This is a genomic window from Xanthomonas prunicola (genome assembly GCF_002846205.1).
GTDB lineage: Bacteria > Pseudomonadota > Gammaproteobacteria > Xanthomonadales > Xanthomonadaceae > Xanthomonas > Xanthomonas prunicola.
The window spans coordinates 3,511-22,195 of sequence record NZ_PHKV01000005.1; the positions used below are offsets into that span (position 1 = coordinate 3,511).

Below are 18,685 nucleotides of genomic sequence, written 5' to 3' on the forward strand. Positions count from 1 at the left end.
ATGGATCGACCTCTGAAGACCTTACCGGCCTCGTTCGCACAACAGCGCCTGTGGTTTCTGGCAAGGCTCGACCCACGTGGCAGCACCGCCTATCACCTGGCGGGCGGACTGCGGCTGCACGGCAGCCTCGACGAAGCTGCATTGCGCGCCGCGCTGGACCGGATCGTGGAGCGCCACGAGGTGCTGCGCACCTGTCTGGTCGAGGTGCAAGGCCAGGTCAGGCAACGCATTCTCGAAGTGGCCGGATTCACCCTGCAGCGGACGGATCTGAGCGGCCACGCGCAGCCGGCCGCATGCGTCGACGCATATGCGCGCGACGAGGCCGACCGGCCGTTCGATCTCGCGCACGGCCCGCTGATCCGCGGGCACTTGCTGCGTCTGGACGACCAGCAGCACGTGCTGCTGGTGACGATGCACCATCTGGTGTCCGATGCCTGGTCGATGGGCGTGCTGCTCAAGGAGCTCGGCGCGCTGTATGCCGCGTTTCTGTGCGGACATCCCGATCCGTTGCCGCCGTTGCCGGTGCAATACGCCGATTATGCGATCTGGCAACACAAGCGACTCGGCAGCGATGCGGTGCAACGACACCTCGCCTACTGGACGACCCAGTTAGGCGGCGCGCCGACGCTGCTGCCGCTGCCGCTGGATCATCCGCGCCCGGCGCTGCAGGACTATGCCGGCGCCAGCGTCGAGTTCGTGCTGCCGGAACCGGTGACACAGGGATTGCTGGCGTTGGCCCGATCGCATCGCTGCTCGTTGTTCAGCGTGCTGCTGGCGGCGTGGGCGCTGCTGCTGTCGCGGCTCAGCGGCGAAGCGGATCTGGTCATCGGCACCGCCGTCGCCGGCCGCACGCGCAGCGAGGTCGAGCCCTTGATCGGCCTGTTCGTCAACACCGTGGCGCTGCGCTTGCAGGTCCCTGCGCAGGGTACGTTGAGCGACTGGCTGCAGCAGGTGCGCGATGTGGTGTTGCGCGCGCAGGACCATCAGGACCTGCCGTTCGAGCGGGTCGTGGAGCTGCTGCAGCCGCCGCGCGCGCTCGGCCACACCCCGATCTACCAGGTGATGTTCGGTCTGGATGCGATGCAGCAAGGCCAATCCCTGGCTTTGCCTGGGCTGGAGGTCGCACCGCTGCGCACCGGCCAGGACAGCGCCGAATTCGATCTCGCCTTGTCCATGCAGCAACACGGCGATGCGCTCGGCGGGCGTCTGGGTTATGCCACCGCGCTGTTCGACAGCGACAGCATGCAACGCCACGTCGCGCAGTTCCTGCAGTTGCTGCAGGCCATCGGCACGGACGCCAATCCGCACTTGGCGCAGGTGCCCTGGCTGCCGCAGCAGCAACGCGATCAACTGCTGCACGACTTCAACGCCACCGAAGCGCCGCTGCCGCCGGCCGCAACCCTGCCCCAAGCCTTGCTCGCCCAGGTCCAGCGCGCTCCCCAGGCAAGTGCGCTGATCGACGGCGACCTCAACCTCAGCTATGCGCAGGTATGGAACCGCGCCGCCTGTCTTGCCGAACACCTGCAACGGCAGGGGCTGCAACCCGGCCAGCCGGTGGCGTTGCTGTTGCCGCGCTCGGCCAGCCTGGTCATCGCGCAACTGGCCGTGCTCAGGTGCGGCGCCTGCTATGTGCCGATGGATCCGGACCAGCCCGCCGAACGTCTCGGCCAGTTGCTGCGCGACTGCCGTGCCCGGCTGGCCCTGGTGCATGCGCAGATGCCGCTGCTGGATATTCCGCAACTGCGCTGCCTGGATCCGGAGCGGCTGGCGCTCGATGCGCCCGCGACGCTGCAGCAGGTGGTCACCCATCCGCTCGCTCCGGCCTACGTGATGTACACCTCCGGCTCCACTGGCTTGCCCAAGGGGGTGACGGTGTCGCATGGCGCCGTGCTCAACCTGGTCGTGCAGGAGGGACCGGCTCGTCTGCAGGCCAGCGACCGCGTCGCTTTCGCCTCCAACCCGGCCTTCGACTCGGCCACGCTCGAGGTCTGGGGCAGCCTGCTCAACGGTGCCACGGTCGTTGTGGTTCCTTCGCCGGTCATGCGCGATCCGCAGGCGCTGGGCGCGTTGCTGGAACGCGAACGCCTGTCGGTGCTGATCCTGGTCGCTGGCGTGTTGCGGGCCTACGCGCCGCTGCTGGCCACGCAATTGGGCGCACTGCGTCTGCTGCTCACCGGCGGCGATGTCGCAGATCCGCATGCCCTGGCTCAGGTGTTCGACGCCGGCGGCCAGGCCACCGTGCTGCAGACCTATGGTCCGACCGAGAGCACCCAGTTCGTCACCGCGCTGGCATTGGACCACGCGCCCGATGCCAGCCAGCGGGTGCCGATCGGCCGGCCATTGCCGGGCAGCCGTGCCTACGTGCTCGATCGTCACGGCCATCCGCTTCCGATCGGCGTTGCCGGCGAACTGCATATCGCCGGTACGCAGTTGGCGCAGGGCTACCTGCACCGTCCCGACCTGACCGCCGAACGCTTCGTCCCCGATCCGTTTGCCGCCAGGCCCGGCGAGCGCATGTACAGGACCGGCGACCTGGCCCGCTGGCTGGCCGATGGCCGCCTGGATTTCCTCGGCCGCAACGACGCGCAGGTCAAGATCCGCGGCTTCCGCATCGAGCCGGGCGAGATCGAAGCGGCCTTGCGCGGCTGCGCTGGCGTGCGCGAGGCGGTGGTCATCGCGCGCGACGACACCGGCGACAAGCGCCTGGTCGCCTATCTCGTCGGCGACAGCTCGGTGCTGGAGCCGGCCGCACTGCGCCTCCAACTCGCCGCGCGTCTGCCCGAGCACATGCTGCCGGCCGCCTACGTGCAGCTCGATGCGCTGCCGCTGACGCCCAACGGCAAGCTCGATCGCGCCGCCCTGCCGGCGCCGGACGCTCAGGCGCTAGACCTGCAGACCTATGTCGCCCCGCAGGGCGACCTCGAACACGTCCTGGCCACGCTGTGGAGCGAGCTGCTCGGCGTCGAACAGGTCGGCCGCAACGACGACTTCTTCGCCCTCGGCGGCCACTCGCTGCTGGCGGTCCAATTGATCTCGCGCCTGCGCGAGCGGCTGGACGTGGAGCTGCCCCTGGCCGAGATCTTCGCCCATCCTCGGCTGGCGGCGCTGGCGACCGTGCTCGCCAACGCGACGCCGCAGACGCTGCCGCCGATCGTCCCAGTAGCGCGCACCGCCCCGCTGCCGCTGTCCTTCGCCCAGCAACGGCTGTGGTTCCTTGCCCAGCTCGATCCCCAGGCCGACCTGGCCTACCTGATGACCAATGGGCTGCGCCTGCACGGCGCGCTGGATCGCCAGGCCCTGCGTCAGGCGCTGGACCGCATCGTCGCCCGCCACGCTACCTTGCGCACCCGCATCGGCCTGCACCAGGGGGAACCGGTGCAGCTCATCGACGCCGACAGCGTCGGCTTCCCATGCTCGGAGCACGACCTCAGCACCTGTCCCGATCCAGAAGCGCAGGCACGGCTCCATGCCGAACAGGAGATCCAGACGCGCTTTGACATGGCGCGTCACACCCTGGCACGCGGTCAACTGCTGCGCCTGGGCGAGGACGACCATGTCCTGCTCGTCACCTTGCACCATCTGGTTTCCGATGGCTGGTCCATGGGACTGCTCGTACGCGAACTGAGCACCCTTTACACCGCCTTCGCCCAAGGCCAACCCGATCCCTTGCCGCCGCTGCAGCTGCAGTACGCCGACATCGCCGTGTGGCAACGCCGCTGGATCAGCGGCGAGGTCCTGCAACGCCAGCGCGAGTTCTGGCTCGAGAACCTACGCGACGCTCCGCCGCTGCTGGAACTGCCGACCGACCGGCCCCGTCCCCCGCTGCAGGACTACACCGGCGACACGCTCGACATCGCCGTGGATGCCGAGCTCACTGCCGCGCTGCGCGGCTTGAGCCAGCGCCACGGCACCACGCTGTTCATGACCCTGCTCGCCGGCTGGGCGGTGCTGTTGTCGCGGTTGTCCGGCCAGGACCAGGTGGTGATCGGCACCCCGATCGCTGGACGTGATCGCACCGAACTGGAGCCGGTGATCGGCCTGTTCGTCAATTCGCTGGCCTTGCAGATCGATCTGCGCCAGGCACCCGATACCGCCCGTTTGCTGAGCCAGGTGCGCGCGAACACGCTGGCGGCGCAGGCGCACCAGCACCTGCCCTTCGAACAGATCGTCGAGGCGCTCAAGCCAGTGCGCAGTACCGCGCATAGCCCGCTGTTCCAGGTCATGTTCGCCTGGCAGAACGCACCGGAAGGCCACCTGGCCCTGCCTGGCCTGACCCTGCGGCCAGTGGCGCTGCCGATGCAGACCGTGCAGTTCGACCTGGAAATCGCCATGACCGAGCACGACGATGTGCTGGTCGGCAGCATCGGTTACGCCACCGCGCTGTTCGAGCGCAGCAGCATCGAACGCCATGTCGCCCTGTTCATCGCCACGCTGCGGGCGATGGTTGCCGAGGCGCGCACACCGGTCGCGCGCCTGCCGTTGCTGAGCGCGGCCGAGTATGCGCAGCTGCGCCGCTTCAACGCCAATGATGGTCTCCTCGTCGATGCGATGCCCGTGCATCGCTGGGTGGAACGGCAGGCCGCACAGCGGCCCGACGCGCTCGCGGTGCAGGACGCGACAGGCCGCCTCGACTATGCCGGTCTGAACCGGCGCGCCAACCGCCTGGCCCACCATCTGATCGCGCTCGGCGTGGCACCAGACGTGCGCGTGGCCCTGTGCATGGAACGTGGCGTCGACGCCATCGTCGCGATCCTGGCCGTGCTCAAGGCCGGCGGCGCCTACGTGCCGCTGGACGCGGCCTATCCGCGCGAGCGTCTGCAGTCCATGCTCGCCGACAGCGCTCCGCGCGTGCTGATCGCCGACGCGGCGTGCCTGGCCCGCTTGCCCGACGCCATCGACGCGGTGCTGCTGCGCATTGATGCCGACGCCGAGGCGTGGTCCGCGGCACCGGCGGACAACCCGTTCGTGCCAGGGCTGCAGGACGATCACCTGGCCTATGTGATCTACACCTCCGGCTCCAGCGGCCGGCCCAAGGGCGTGATGGTCTCCCACCAGGGTCTGGCCACGCGCCTGCACGCCTTGATCGCCACCTATGGGCTGGGTCCGCAGGACCGCGTGCTGCAATTCGCCACGCTGGCCTTCGACGCCTCGATCGAGGAAATCTTCGGCGCCCTGTGCAGCGGCGCCAGCCTCGTGCTGCGCGACGACACCTGGCTCGACACCGAGCAGTTCTGGCCGAAGTGCGCGCAGGCCGGCATCAGCGTGGTCGATCTGCCGACCCGCTTCTGGGCGCAGCTGTGCGCGCAGTCGCTGCAGATCCCCGCCTGCGTGCGCCAGGTCATCGTCGGCGGCGAAGCGCTGACCCCGGCCATGCGCCAGATCTGGATCCAGGGTACGCGCACCGCGTTGCTCGACACTTACGGCCCGACCGAAGCCATTGTGGTCGCCACCGTCCAGGCCGTCGGCGCCGACACGCCTAGCGGCATCGGCCGTCCGCTCGCCGGCACCCAGGCGCATGTGCTGGATCGCTGCAGCCAGCCGCTGCCGATCGGCGCGCGCGGCGAACTGCATCTGGCCGGCGCGGCGCTGGCGCGCGGCTACCTGGGCCGCCCCGACCTGACCGCCGAACGCTTCGTCCCCGACCCGTTCGCCAGCACCCCCGGCCAGCGCATGTACAAGACCGGCGATCTGGCCTGCTGGCGCGTCGATGGCACCTTGGACTTCCTCGGCCGCACCGACCGCCAAGTCAAACTGCGCGGCTTCCGCATCGAACTGGGCGAGATCGAAGCGGCGTTGCTGGCCTGCGGAGGCATCGACGATGCGCTGGTGCTGGCGCGCGAAGACGACATGGGCGAACCGCGCCTGGTGGCCTACGTCGCGGCCGAACGGATCGACACCGAGGCAGTGCGCGACCACCTGCGTGCACGCCTGCCGGACTACATGCTGCCGGCGAACTACGTGCGCCTGGATGCCCTGCCGCTGACACCCAGCGGCAAGCTGGACCGCAGTGCATTGCCGATACCGCCGCGCTCCATCGCCGATGCGATCGGCGACGCACAGCACCCGCAGGGTGCGATCGAACAGGCATTGGCCGCGCTGTGGTGCGAACTGCTCGGCCTGCCGCAGTTGCGGCGCGACGACGACTTCTTCGCTCTCGGCGGGCACTCGTTGCTGGCCGTGCAACTGATCTCGCGGGTGCGCACCGCTCTGGGCGTGGAACTTCAGATCGGGGACGTGTTCAACCATCCGCAGCTGCATGCTCTGGCCCGCTGCGTGGCCAGCGCCGCGGCCAGCACCCTGCCGGCCATCGTTCCGACCGACCGCGACCAACCACTGCCGTTGTCCTTCGCCCAGCAGCGTCTGTGGTTCCTGGCACGGCTCGATGCCCAGGCCGCGCTGGCCTATCTGATGCCCAACGGCCTGCGTCTGCGTGGCCGCCTGGACCGCCACGCCCTGCGCCAGGCCTTGGACCGCATCGTCGTCCGCCACGAGACCTTGCGCACCCGCATCGTCCTGCACCAGGACGAACCAGTGCAGCTTATCGACGCCGACGGCGTCGGCTTCCCGTTGCGCGAACACGATCTCAGCGCTTGTCCCGATCCGGACGCACAGGCCCGATCGCTGGCCGACCAGGAAGCCGGCACGCCCTTCGATCTGGACAACGACTGCCTGGTCCGCGGCCGCTTGCTGCGCCTGGCCGACGACGACCATGTCCTGCTCATCACCCTGCATCATCTGATCTGCGATGGCTGGTCCATGGGCCTGCTGGTGCGCGAGCTGAGCACGCTCTACGCCGCCTTTGTGCAGGGCCAGCCCGAACCACTGCCGCCGTTGCCGCTGCAGTACGCCGACGTCGCCGGGTGGCAGCGCCGCTGGATCAGCGGCGAGATACTGCAGAGACAGCGCGACGTCTGGGTCGAACACCTGCACGACGCCCCGGCCCTGCTGGAGCTACCCACCGATCGGCCCCGCCCGCCGCGGCAGGACCATCGCGGCGATGCAGTGGGGTTCGCCTTCGATGCCGAGCTGAGCGCAGCGCTGAAGTCCCTGAGCCAGCGCCACGGCACCACCGTGTTCATGACCTTGCTCGCCGCCTGGGGCGTGTTGCTGGCACGCCTGTCCGGCCAGGATCGGGTGGTGATCGGCACCCCGGTCGCCAACCGCACCCGCAGCGAACTGGAGCCGCTGATCGGCCTGTTCGTCAACACCCAGGCGCTGTGCATCGATCTGCGTGCCGATCCTTCCGTCGCCGGGTTGCTCGCCCAGGTGCGCGCCACTGCATTGGCGGCCCAGCAGCATCAGGACCTGCCCTTCGAGCAGCTCATCGCCGCGCTCAACCCCGCGCGCAACCTGGCCCATCACCCGGTGTTCCAGGCCATGTTCACCTGGCAAAGCGCCGCCGCCAGCGAGAGCGACCTCGAGCTGCCCGGACTGCAGCTGCAGTCGGTACCGCAGTCCCTGGCCGTACTCAAGTTCGATCTGGACCTGACCCTGGAAGAACGCGATGCCTGCATCGTCGGCACGCTGGGCTATGCCACCGCGCTGTTCGATGCGACGACGATCCAACGCTGGTGGCGCTGCTTCGAGCAGTTGCTGCATGCGCTGACGCGCGACGACGCTATCCGCGTCTCGCAGTTGCCCTGGCTGGATGCGCCACAGCGGCAGCACCTGCTGGCCGACTTCGGCACTGGCGCGATCGCCGCCGTGCCCGAGCAGGCGCTGCACCAGATCTTTGAGGCGCAGGCACGCCGCACGCCGGACGCCATCGCGGTGGTGGCGGACCAACGCTGCCTGAGCTACGCCGCGCTCGATGCGCAGGCCAACCGGCTGGCGCAACGCTTGCTTGCCGTGGGCCTGCGCGTCGGTGCGCGCGTGGCCATCGCCCTGCCGCGCTCGATCGACCTGATCGTCGCGCAACTGGCCGTGCTCAAGTGCGGGGCGGCCTATGTGCCGCTGGACGAGACGCATCCCAGCGAACGCCTGCTCGCGCTGATCGCCGAGGCACAGGCGGCGGTGTTGATCCACGCCGCCGACAGCGCGCTGGCACCTGCGCAGGTGCCTTGTCTGACGATCGACGGCCTCGACGGCGACGACATGACAACGCCGCCGACGATCGGCGTGCCCGCCACCGCCGCGGCCTACGTGATGTACACCTCCGGTTCCACCGGCACGCCCAAGGGCGTGGTGGTGTCGCATGCCGCGGTGCGCAACCTCGTCCTGCAGGACGGCCAGGCGCGCCTGCAGGCCGACGACCGCGTCGCCTTCGCTTCCAACCCCGCCTTCGACTCGGCCACGCTGGAGGTCTGGGGCAGTCTGCTCAATGGCGCCACCGTGGTGGTGGTGCCTGCGCCAGTCATGCGCGATCCGCAGGCGCTGGGCGCGTTGCTGGAGCGCGAACGCCTGTCGGTGCTGATCCTGGTCGCTGGCGTGCTGCGTGCGTACGTGTCGCTGCTGGCCACGCAATTGGGCGCGCTGCGTCTGTTGCTCACCGGCGGCGATGTCGCCGATCCGCACGCCCTGGCCCAGGTGTTGGACGCAGGCGGTCCTGCCACCGTGCTGCAGACCTATGGCCCGACCGAGAGCACGCAGTTCGTCACCGCGCTAGCGTTGCAACATGCGCCCGATGCAAGCCGGCGGGTGCCGATCGGCCGGCCGCTGGCCAATACCCGGCTTTATGTGCTCGACCGACACGGCCAGCCGCTTCCGATCGGCGTTGCCGGCGAACTGCATATCGCCGGTGCGCAGTTGGCGCAAGGCTATCTGCACCGTCCCGAGCTGACCGCCGAACGCTTCGTCCCCGATCCGTTCGCCCAGCAGCCCGGCGAGCGCATGTACAGGACCGGCGACCTGGCCCGCTGGCTGGCCGATGGAAGCCTGGATTTCCTTGGCCGCAATGATGCGCAGGTCAAGATCCGCGGCTTCCGCATCGAACCGGGCGAGATCGAAGCGGCCTTGCGTGGCTGCGACGGCGTGCACGCGGCGGTGGTCGTCGCGCGCGAGGACACCGGCGACAAGCGCCTGGTCGCGTATGTGGTCGCCGATCAGGAGACCACGCCTGCGGACCCGGCAAGGCTGCGTCTCCAACTTGCCAAGCACCTTCCCGACCACATGCTGCCGGCGGCCTACGTGGCATTAGACGCGTTACCGCTGACCCCCAACGGCAAGCTCGATCGCGCCGCCTTGCCGGCGCCGGACGATCAGGCGCTAGACCTGCAGACCTATGTCGCTCCGCAGGGCGACCTCGAACAGGTGCTGGCCACGCTGTGGAGCGAGCTGCTCGGTGTCGAACAGGTCGGCCGCCACGACGACTTCTTCGCCCTCGGCGGCCACTCGCTGCTGGCGGTCAAACTGATCGAACGCCTGCGTCGGCTCGGCTGGCAGATCGACGTGCGGGCCTTGTTCGCCCAGCCCACGCTTGCTGGCCTGGCCGCCAATCTGCAGACCGCGTCCGCCCTCGTGGTGCCGCCCAACCGCATCGGCGCAGACTGCACCCGCATCACCCCGGATCTGCTGCCGCTGGTCGCACTGACCCAGCCGGAGATCGATGCGGTCGTCGCCAGCGTCGACGGCGGCGCGGCCAACGTGCAGGACATCTATCCGCTGGCGCCGTTGCAGGAAGGCCTGCTGTTCCACCACCTGGCCGACCCGCTCGCCGATCCCTATCTGCATTCGTCCGTGCTCGGCTTCCCGGCGCGCGAACAACTCGATGCCTTCCTCGACGCGCTCGACCAGGTCATCGCCCGCCACGACATCCTGCGCACCGGCGTTGTTTGGCAAGGTCTGAACGCGCCGCTGCAGGTGGTCTGGCGCCGGGCTGTTGTCCCGCGTCACCTGCAGCGCTTCGACGGAGCCGATCCGGCCGCTCAGTTGCAGGCATGGCTGCACGCCCCCGACGCAGCACTCTGTCTGCAACAGGCACCGTTGATCCACGCCCATCTGGCCCACGACCTCGAGGCCGGGCGCTGGCTGCTAGGCCTGCAACACCATCACCTGGTGATGGACCACACCACCCTGGAACTGCTGATCGAGGAGGTGCACGCTCATCTGGCCGGTCGGCAGCAACAGTTGCCGCCGCCATTGCCGTTCCGCGATTTCGTCGCCCATACCGAGGCCGGCGTCTCCGCGCAGGAACACCAGGCCTTCTTCACCGAAATGCTCGCCGGCATCGATGCGCCCACCGCCCCGTTCGGCGTACTCGCACCGGCCGAGGATCCGGCCTCGCTGCAGCAACTCCATCGACCGCTGCCCAGCGCACTCGCCCAGGCTGTGCGCGCCCAGGCGCGCCGTTGCGGCGTCAGCGCCGCCAGCCTGTTCCATCTGGCCTATGCCTTGGTGCTGGCCCGTAGCAGCGGCCACGACGAGGCGGTGTTCGCCACCCTGCTGTTCGGACGCATGCATGCCAGCGCCGGCGTGGACCGTGTGCTCGGTATGTTCCTCAACACCTTGCCGATCCGCCTGGGCGGCCGCGGCCACAGCGTGCTGCAGGCGCTGCGCCACACCCAGCTGTGCCTGGCCCAGCTGCTGCACCACGAACATGCACCGCTCGCGCTGGCCCAGCGCTGCAGCCCGTTGGACCCGTCGACACCGCTGCTCAACGCCTTGCTCAATTACCGCTATGCCGGCGGCAGCGCTGTGCTGAGCGGGCCACCAGACGCCAAGCGACTCGACCCGCTGGAGGGAGTGCAAGAGATCGCCGGTCAGGAGCGGACGCACTACCCATTGCTGGTATCGGTCGACGACGAACAGGCCAACGGTGGATTTTCATTGGACGTGCAGTGCGTGCAACAGATCGGTACCGAACGTATCGCGGCGATGCTGCTGCAGACCGTGCAGGCCCTGGTCCAGGCGCTGGAGCACGCACCGCAGACCGCACTGCACGCGCTGGATCTGCTGCCGGAGAATCAATGCGCGGAGCTGCGCCATTTCAACGCCACCGCCGTCGAGCTGGCCGGCTCCGGCTACCTGCACCGCCAGATCGAACAGCAGGCGCAACGCGCGCCGCGGGCCATCGCCCTGGTCGACGGTGAGGTCGAACTGAGCTACGCCGCGCTGGACGCGCGCGCCAACCAGCTCGCGCATCATCTGATCGCGCTTGGTGTGAAACCCGAAGACCGCGTGGCGGTGTGCCTGCCACGTAGTATCGATCTGGTGGTGGCGCTGCTGGCCGTACTCAAGGCCGGCGCCGCCTATCTGCCACTGGAGACAGATGTACCGCCCGCGCGCCTGGACGGCATGCTTGCCGATGCGCGGCCCAGCCTATTGCTCGCCCATCGCGCCACTGCCGCGCTGCTGGCGCGACGCGACGCGCTGCACACCCTGCTGTTGGATGCCGAACCCACGGCGTGGACGTCGGCTCCCGCGCACGCTCCCACCGTTGCGGCGTTGCACCCGCAGCATCCGGCCTACGTCCTCTACACCTCCGGCTCCACCGGCACGCCCAAGGGCGTGGTCAACACCCACGCCGGCATCGATAACCGCCTGCAGTGGATGCAGCAAGAGCTGCAGTTGCAACCCGAACAGCGGGTATTGCAGAAGACTCCGGTCGGCTTCGACGTCTCGGTCTGGGAGCTGTTCTGGCCTTTGCGCGTCGGCGCCTGTCTAGTGCTGGCCCGACCCGGCGGCCACAAGGACCCCGCCTATCTGATCGACCTGATCGGGCAGGCCGCCATCCACACCGTGCACTTCGTGCCCTCGATGCTGCGGGTGTTCCTGGAGGCCTTGCCCGAAGGCGCATGCACCAACCTGCAGCGCATCGTGTGCAGCGGCGAAGCCTTGTCTGCAGATCTGGCAGCAGACACACGCGCCCGTTTGCCGCAAGCACGCCTGTACAACCTGTACGGTCCGACCGAAGCGGCAGTGGATGTCAGCGTCTGGGAATGCACCGATGCCGACGCAAACAGCGTGCCGATCGGCCGCCCGATCGCCAATACCCGCCTGCATGTGCTCGATACACATCGACAGTTGACTCTGATCGGCGTGGCCGGCGAACTGCAGATCGCTGGCGTGCAGCTAGCGCGTGGCTATCTGGGTCGCCCGGACCTGACCGCCGAACGCTTCGTCCCCGATCCGTTCGCCGAGCAACCCGGCCAGCGCATGTACCGCACTGGCGATCTGGCGCGCTGGCGTGCCGATGGCGCGCTGGACTATCTCGGCCGCAACGATGCACAGATCAAGTTGCGCGGTGTACGCATCGAACTCGGCGAGATCGCCGCCGCGCTACGTGCCTGCGAGGGCGTGCGCGAAGCTGTGGTCATTGCCCGCGACGATACCGGCGAAAAGCGCTTGATCGCGTATCTGGTTGGCGATGCAGAGCACCCTGCAGCCGACGCACTGCGCACACAACTCGCCACATGCCTGCCCGACGTCATGCTGCCCAGCGGGTACATCTGGCTAGATGCCTTGCCGCTCACATCCAACGGCAAGCTCGATCGACGCGCCTTGCCGACGCCGGATATCACAGCGAGCGTGCGTGGCGCGTATCTGCCGCCGGCCAATGAAATCGAGCGCAGCCTGGCCAAGCTCTGGGCCAGCGTGCTCGGGCCGCAGCGCATCGGCCGCGACGATCACTTCTTCGAACTTGGCGGGCACTCGCTGTCGGCCCTGCGCCTGATGACCGCCGCCAATCGCCTCGGCCTGCCATTGACGCTGAACCTGCTGTACGCGCATCCCACCTTGCGCGCGCAGGCCGACTGCCTGCTCGGAGGCGCGCATCGCTGGGGCACCCGCGCCTTGGCTGCGCGCCGCCAGGGCACACGGCCGCCGTTGTTCGTGGTGCCGACCGGCATCGCCGATGTCGCCTATGCGTTCGAGTTGGCTGCCCATCTCGATGCGGATCTGCCGGTGTATGCCCTGCCCTGGCCCGATCCGCTACCGACCACGTTGGAAGCGCTGGCTGTGCACATGGTTGAGCTGATGCGGGCGGTGCAACCGCATGGTCCGTATCACCTGCTCGGCTATTCCTCCGGCGGCTTGCTCGCCTACGCCATCGCCCAGCACTTGGGCATGCACGACCAGCCCGTCGCCTTCCTGGGCTTGCTCGATTGCGATTGCCCCGACCGCGCACCGGATCCGCTGCCATTGGAGCAGGCCGCCAAACGGCGTCTGGTCGAGCGCGTCGAGACGATGCTGGACCACGGCCCGCATCGCGATGACGCCATCCAAGCCGCGTTCCGCACTCTGCTTGCGAAAGCCGAGCAGGCATCGCTGCAGGAACTGGCCGAACATGCCTTCGAGGATGCTGTCCTGAACGCGCTGGCCGCACTGGAACAGACCAGCATTGCCGAGGTCATCGCCGCCAGCCGGATGACCGCGACCTTCGAACGGATGTGGCCTAACTATTGGGTGCAGGCGCTGGCGCCGCACTGCCCACTCACCGTGTTCTATGCCTCCGAGCCGTTGCCCGAAGACACCCTGTTAGGGTGGACCCGCATCTTGCCGGCAAGCCAGCTGCGGGCGGTGGCCGTACCCGGCAATCATGTGTCGCTGATCGAAGCCGAGCATCTGCCGTGCCTTGGCCAACTGGTTTCGAAGGCCATGGCCTCCTGCAGTTCCGATGTCTCCCGACAGCGCGACGAACCGGCCTTCGCGCTGCAATCGGCGCATGCGCATGCCCCGGTCGTGGTCTGCGTCCCCGGTGCGGGCGATAGCGTGACCAGCTTCGTCGATCTGAGCAGCGCGCTCGGCGATGCCCGCAACGTCATCGGCATGCAGCCGCGCGGCACCGATGGCTGCCAGTTGCCGTACGGCTCGGTCGAACTGGCCGCGCAACGCTATCTCGATGCCTTGCCAGTCGTCACCGCCGGGACCTCGCAACTGCATCTGGTCGGCCATTCGTTCGGCGGCTGGGTCGTGTTTGAGATGGCGCTGCGTCTGCAGGCACTTGGCCGCCCACCCGCCAGCCTGACCCTGATCGATACCCGACCGCCGAACCAGGCCCGCGTCCCGCACGATTCAAGCCGCGACACCATCGTGGATTACTTCCTCGATGCCTTGCAGCTGCGTCTGCGCGCGCCCCTGGGCGTCGACCGGCAAGCCCTGCACGGACTCGGCCAGGATGCACTGCTGCAGGCGCTGCATCGGCTCATGGTCGAGCACGGCCTGATGCCGCAACGCTCACGGCCCGACGCGGTGCGCGGCAGCCTGGCCACCTTCGCGCATTGCTGCCGCACCGCCTACATCCCCGCCAAGCCCTATCCGGGCACCTTGCATCTGGTGCTGGTGGCCGCCACCCGCTTGCAACCCGAGCAACACGCGGCCGAGCACGTGCGACTGCGCCAGGCCTGGGCCGCGCATGCCGCCGATCTGCGTCCCTGGCATGGGCCCGGCAACCACATGACCGTGCTCTCCAAGCCGCACAGCCAGGCCCTGGCGCAATGGTGGATCGCCAACGTGCAAAACAGCACGCCTCTTCCTTCGACTGTCATTACGCCGGCTCCCCCGGGCACCACGGTGATTGCATGACCCCTTTCGATCCCGCCCCGGCGGCCATTGGCACGCCCATGCACTCGCTCAGTTCGGCGCAGCAAGGCATCTGGCTCGGGCAATTGCTCGCTCCCGAGCAGCCCGGCTACAGCATCGGTTGTGTGATGCAGTTCGACGGCACGCTGCACCGCGCTGCCTGGGAGCAGGCGGTCGCGGCGGTGATCGCCCGCCACGACGCCCTGCGTATGGTGCTGGTCGAAGGCTCCGCGTTGCCGAACCAACGCGTGCTGGAGCATCTGCCGTTCGTGCTGCCCTGGCACGACTACTCGGCCGATGCCGAGGGCGAGCAGCGCGTCCGCGAGCACATCGAGCAGGCGATGACACGCTCGTTCGCGCATTACGGCCAACCGCTGTGGGAGATGCAGTGGCTGCAAGCCTCTGCCACCCGTGGCTATTGCCTCTACCGTTGCCACCACATCATCGCCGACGGCGTTTCGATGGGTATGCTGGCGCGGCAGATCGTCGACGCCTACAACCAGCGCCTGCGCGGCCAGACCGAACAGACTCCATCCCCATCGTATCTGCGGGCGCTCGACGCCGACCAGGCCTATCTCGACTCCAGCCGTTATCAGCGCGATCTGGCGTTCTGGCGTGAGCGTCTGCAGGCGCGACCGCAGCCGCTGTTTCCCAGCGCTTCGGCCACCCTGGGCCATCAGCGCAGCGTGCAACTCAGCAATGAGCTGGACACCTCGCTCTTTCTCGAGCTGAGCGCGCTGGCCGAGCGTCTGGGCGGCTCGTTCACCAGCCTGATCGTCGCCTGTTTGAGCAACTGCCTGGCCCGCCTTGGCAATCGTCAGTCACCGATCGCGATGGGTCTGGCCGTCCACAATCGCCGTAACGCGCGCGAACGCGCGATGTTCGGCATGCTGTCTACGCAGTTGCCGCTCTACCTCGCCGCGTCCCCGCACGCGGACATCGCCAGCGCCATGCACGCCATCGCCGCGCAATTGCGTCAGGCCATGCGCCACGCCAGCTTCCCGTTGCACCATGCCCTGCGCGAGCTGGGCGAGGCCGGGCAGCAGGCGCCGCGGCCGTTCGACCTCAGCGTGTCGGTCGAGGATTTCAGTGCATTGGGCGACGCGCCCATCGCAGGCGGTGCCTGGCACATGCTGCCGCTGCACCACGGTTACGAGGACACCGCGCTCGGCGTATTCGTCCGCCGCTACAGCCCGCAGCATCCGATCGTGCTGGAGTTCAATGTCAACCCGGACCGGATGCCCGTGGCGCTGGCCGAGCTGGCGCTCAGCGCACTGCGGCAGATGCTGCTGGCGCTGCGCGACGATCCGCGCACACCCATGTGGTGCTTGCCACTGCTGTCGCCATCGCAGCGCCAGCAGGTGCTCTACGCCTTCAACGAGCGCCCCGGTCAACCTGCCGACGACCGCCAGGTGCAGCACGCGTTCGAACGCCAGGCCGCCGCCACTCCGGATGCCATCGCGCTGATACACGACGATGCGAGCCTCAGCTATGCCGCGCTGGAGGCCCAGGCCAATCAACTCGCGCATCACCTGTGCGCACTGGGCGTGGCTCCCGACGACCGCGTGGCCGTGTGCCTGCCGCGTGGCATCGCCATGGTCGTGGCGGTGCTGGCTGCGCTCAAGGCCGGGGCGGCCTATGTGCCGCTGGACGCGACGTATCCCTCCGAGCGCCTGGCCTACCTGCTGCACGACTGCGGGGCATCGGTGCTGCTGACCACGCCGGCCTGCGCCGACGCACTGAGCTTGCCCACGGATCTGACCGTGGTCTTCGCCGATGCAGTGCAGCCGGTATGGCAGGCCTTGCCGACCACCGCGCCGGCACGCGCCAGCTCGCCGCTGCAGGCCGCTTACGTCATCTACACCTCCGGCTCCACCGGCCGCCCCAAGGGCGTGCTGATGCCGCACGGTCCACTGCTCAATCTGCTCCAGTGGGAAGCCGAGCACTGCGCCGCCGCAGGCATGCAGTCGCTGCGCACCCTGCAGTTCTCCGCGCTTGGCTTCGACGCCAGCTTCCAGGAAATCTTCAGCACCCTTGGCACTGGCGGCAGCCTGGTGCTGATCGCCGATACGCAGCGCCGCGACGCGCACGCCCTGTACCGGCATGTCTGCGCCCAGCGCGTCGAACGCCTGTACATGCCCTACATCGCCCTGCAATCTCTGGCCGAAACGGTGCTGGCCGATCCGACGCTCGATGCGCTGGACTGCCCGCTGCGACAAGTGCTCACCGCCGGCGAACAGCTGCGCATCACCCCGGCCATCCGCGCGTTCTTCGCCGCGCGTCCGGGTTGCCGGCTGCACAACTATTACGGCCCCACCGAGACCCACGTCGCCTCTGCCCACCTGCTGCCGGCAGACACCGCGCTGTGGCCGCTGCTGCCGCCGATCGGCAGCGCGTTGCCGCGCACGCCGCTGTATGTGCTGGATGCGCAGCGCCAGCCGCTGCCGATCGGCGCCATCGGCGAGCTGTACATCGCCGGCGTGCAGGTCGCGCGTGGTTATCTGCAGCGGCCAGCGCTGACCGCCGAGCGCTTCGTCGCCGATCCGTTCGCCGAGCAACCCGGCCAACGCATGTATCGCACTGGCGATCTGGCGCGCTGGCGTGCCGATGGCGAGGTGGAGTTCCTTGGCCGCAACGACGACCAGGTCAAGCTGCGCGGCTACCGCATCGAGCCAGGCGAGATCGAGGCCGCCTTGCAGGCCTGCCCGGGGGTGCGCGAGGCGGCGGTGCTGCTGCGCGAGGATCGCCCCGGCGACAAGCGCCTGATCGCCTATGTCGTCGGGGATGGACTGCAGGTCGAAGCGGTGCGCGACCGGCTCGCCGCGCAGTTGCCCGAGTACATGGTGCCGAGCGCCTATGTCGTGCTGCCGGCCATCCCGACCACCACGCACGGCAAGCTGGATCGCGCGGCGCTACCGGCACCGGATGCCGCTGCCCTGCCGTTGCAGGCCTATATCGCGCCCGAGGGCGAACGCGAGCAGTTGCTCGCCGCGCTATGGACGGAGCTGCTGGGCGTCGAACGTGTTAGCCGCCACGACAGTTTCTTCGCCCTGGGCGGCCACTCGTTGCTCGGCGTGCAACTGATCGCGCGTATCCGCAGCGTACTGGGGTTGGAACTGCCGCTGGCGACGCTGTTCGCCCAGCCGCGCCTGGCCGATCTGGCGCAGGCGTTGGAGTCGGCAGCGCCTAGTGCCTTGCCAGCGATCATGTCGGCCGACCGCAACGGACCACTGCCGCTGTCCTTCGCACAGCAGCGGCTGTGGGTGCTGGCCCAGTTCGATGCGCGTGCCGACCTGGCCTATCTGATGCCCGGCACCGTCGCCTTGTGCGGGACGCTGGACGTGGCCGCACTGCAGTGGGCGCTGGACCGCATCGTCGCCCGCCACGAGGCCTTGCGTACCCGCTTCGTCGCCAGCGACGACGGTGCCGTGCAGGTCGTCGATCCCGCCGGGACCGGCATGGCGCTGGAGCGTATCGACCTGCGCCAGGACGCCGATCCGCACGCCGCCGCACAGCGCCATGCCGGGCAGGAGTCCGCCCTCGCCTTCGACCTGGAGCAAGGGCCGCCGCTGCGCGCGCGCCTGCTGCAACGCGCCGACGACGACCATCTGCTGCTGGTCACGCTGCACCATCTGGTCGCCGATGGCTGGTCGATCGGCGTGCTGCTCCACGAGCTGGGCGCGCTGTACAGCGCCCGCGTACACGGCCAACCCGATCCGCTGCCGCCTTTGCCGATCCAGTACGCCGACTACACCCTGTGGCAGCGCCGCTGGATCGACGCAGCGCAGCTGCAAGGCCAGCGTCAGTTCTGGCTCGATCACCTGCGCGATGCGCCGGCGCAGTTGACCTTGCCCACCGATCGCCCGCGTCCGCCCGAGCAGGACTATGCCGGCGCCGCCATCGCGGTGGCCATCGATGCTGCGCGCACCCAGGCACTGATCGCGCTGAGCCAGCGGCATGGCGCCACCCTCTTCATGACCCTGCTCGCCGCCTGGGGCGCGCTGCTGGCACGCCTGGCCGGCCAGGACCAGGTGGTCATCGGCACGCCCATCGCCCAGCGCACGCGGGCCGAGACCGCCGCGCTGATCGGGCTGTTCGTCAACACCCAGGCGCTGCAGATCGACCTGCGCACCAACCCGTCGGTCGCCGAGCTGCTGGCCCAGGTGCGCGCCACCGCGCTGGCCGCGCAGGCGCACCAGGACCTGCCCTTCGAACGGCTGATCGAAGC

Annotated in this window: 2 protein-coding genes (1 of these 2 cut by a window edge); both read left to right on the plus strand. The window is 68.8% G+C overall.

Annotated features, from left to right (window positions below; translation table 11 throughout):
- Positions 1 to 14,460: a non-ribosomal peptide synthetase gene (locus XpruCFBP8353_RS15555; RefSeq protein ID WP_101364035.1), complete on the plus strand. Its 14,460-nt coding sequence runs from the start codon at positions 1 to 3 to the stop codon at positions 14,458 to 14,460.
- On the plus strand, positions 14,457 to 18,685 hold the start of the coding sequence (locus XpruCFBP8353_RS15560; RefSeq protein ID WP_162301080.1) for a non-ribosomal peptide synthase/polyketide synthase. Its footprint extends 34,105 nt past the window's final position; the window shows 4,229 of its 38,334 coding nt (coding positions 1–4,229); the start codon lies at positions 14,457 to 14,459; its stop codon lies beyond the right edge, outside the window. Before XpruCFBP8353_RS15555 ends, XpruCFBP8353_RS15560 begins: the two co-directional genes overlap by 4 nt.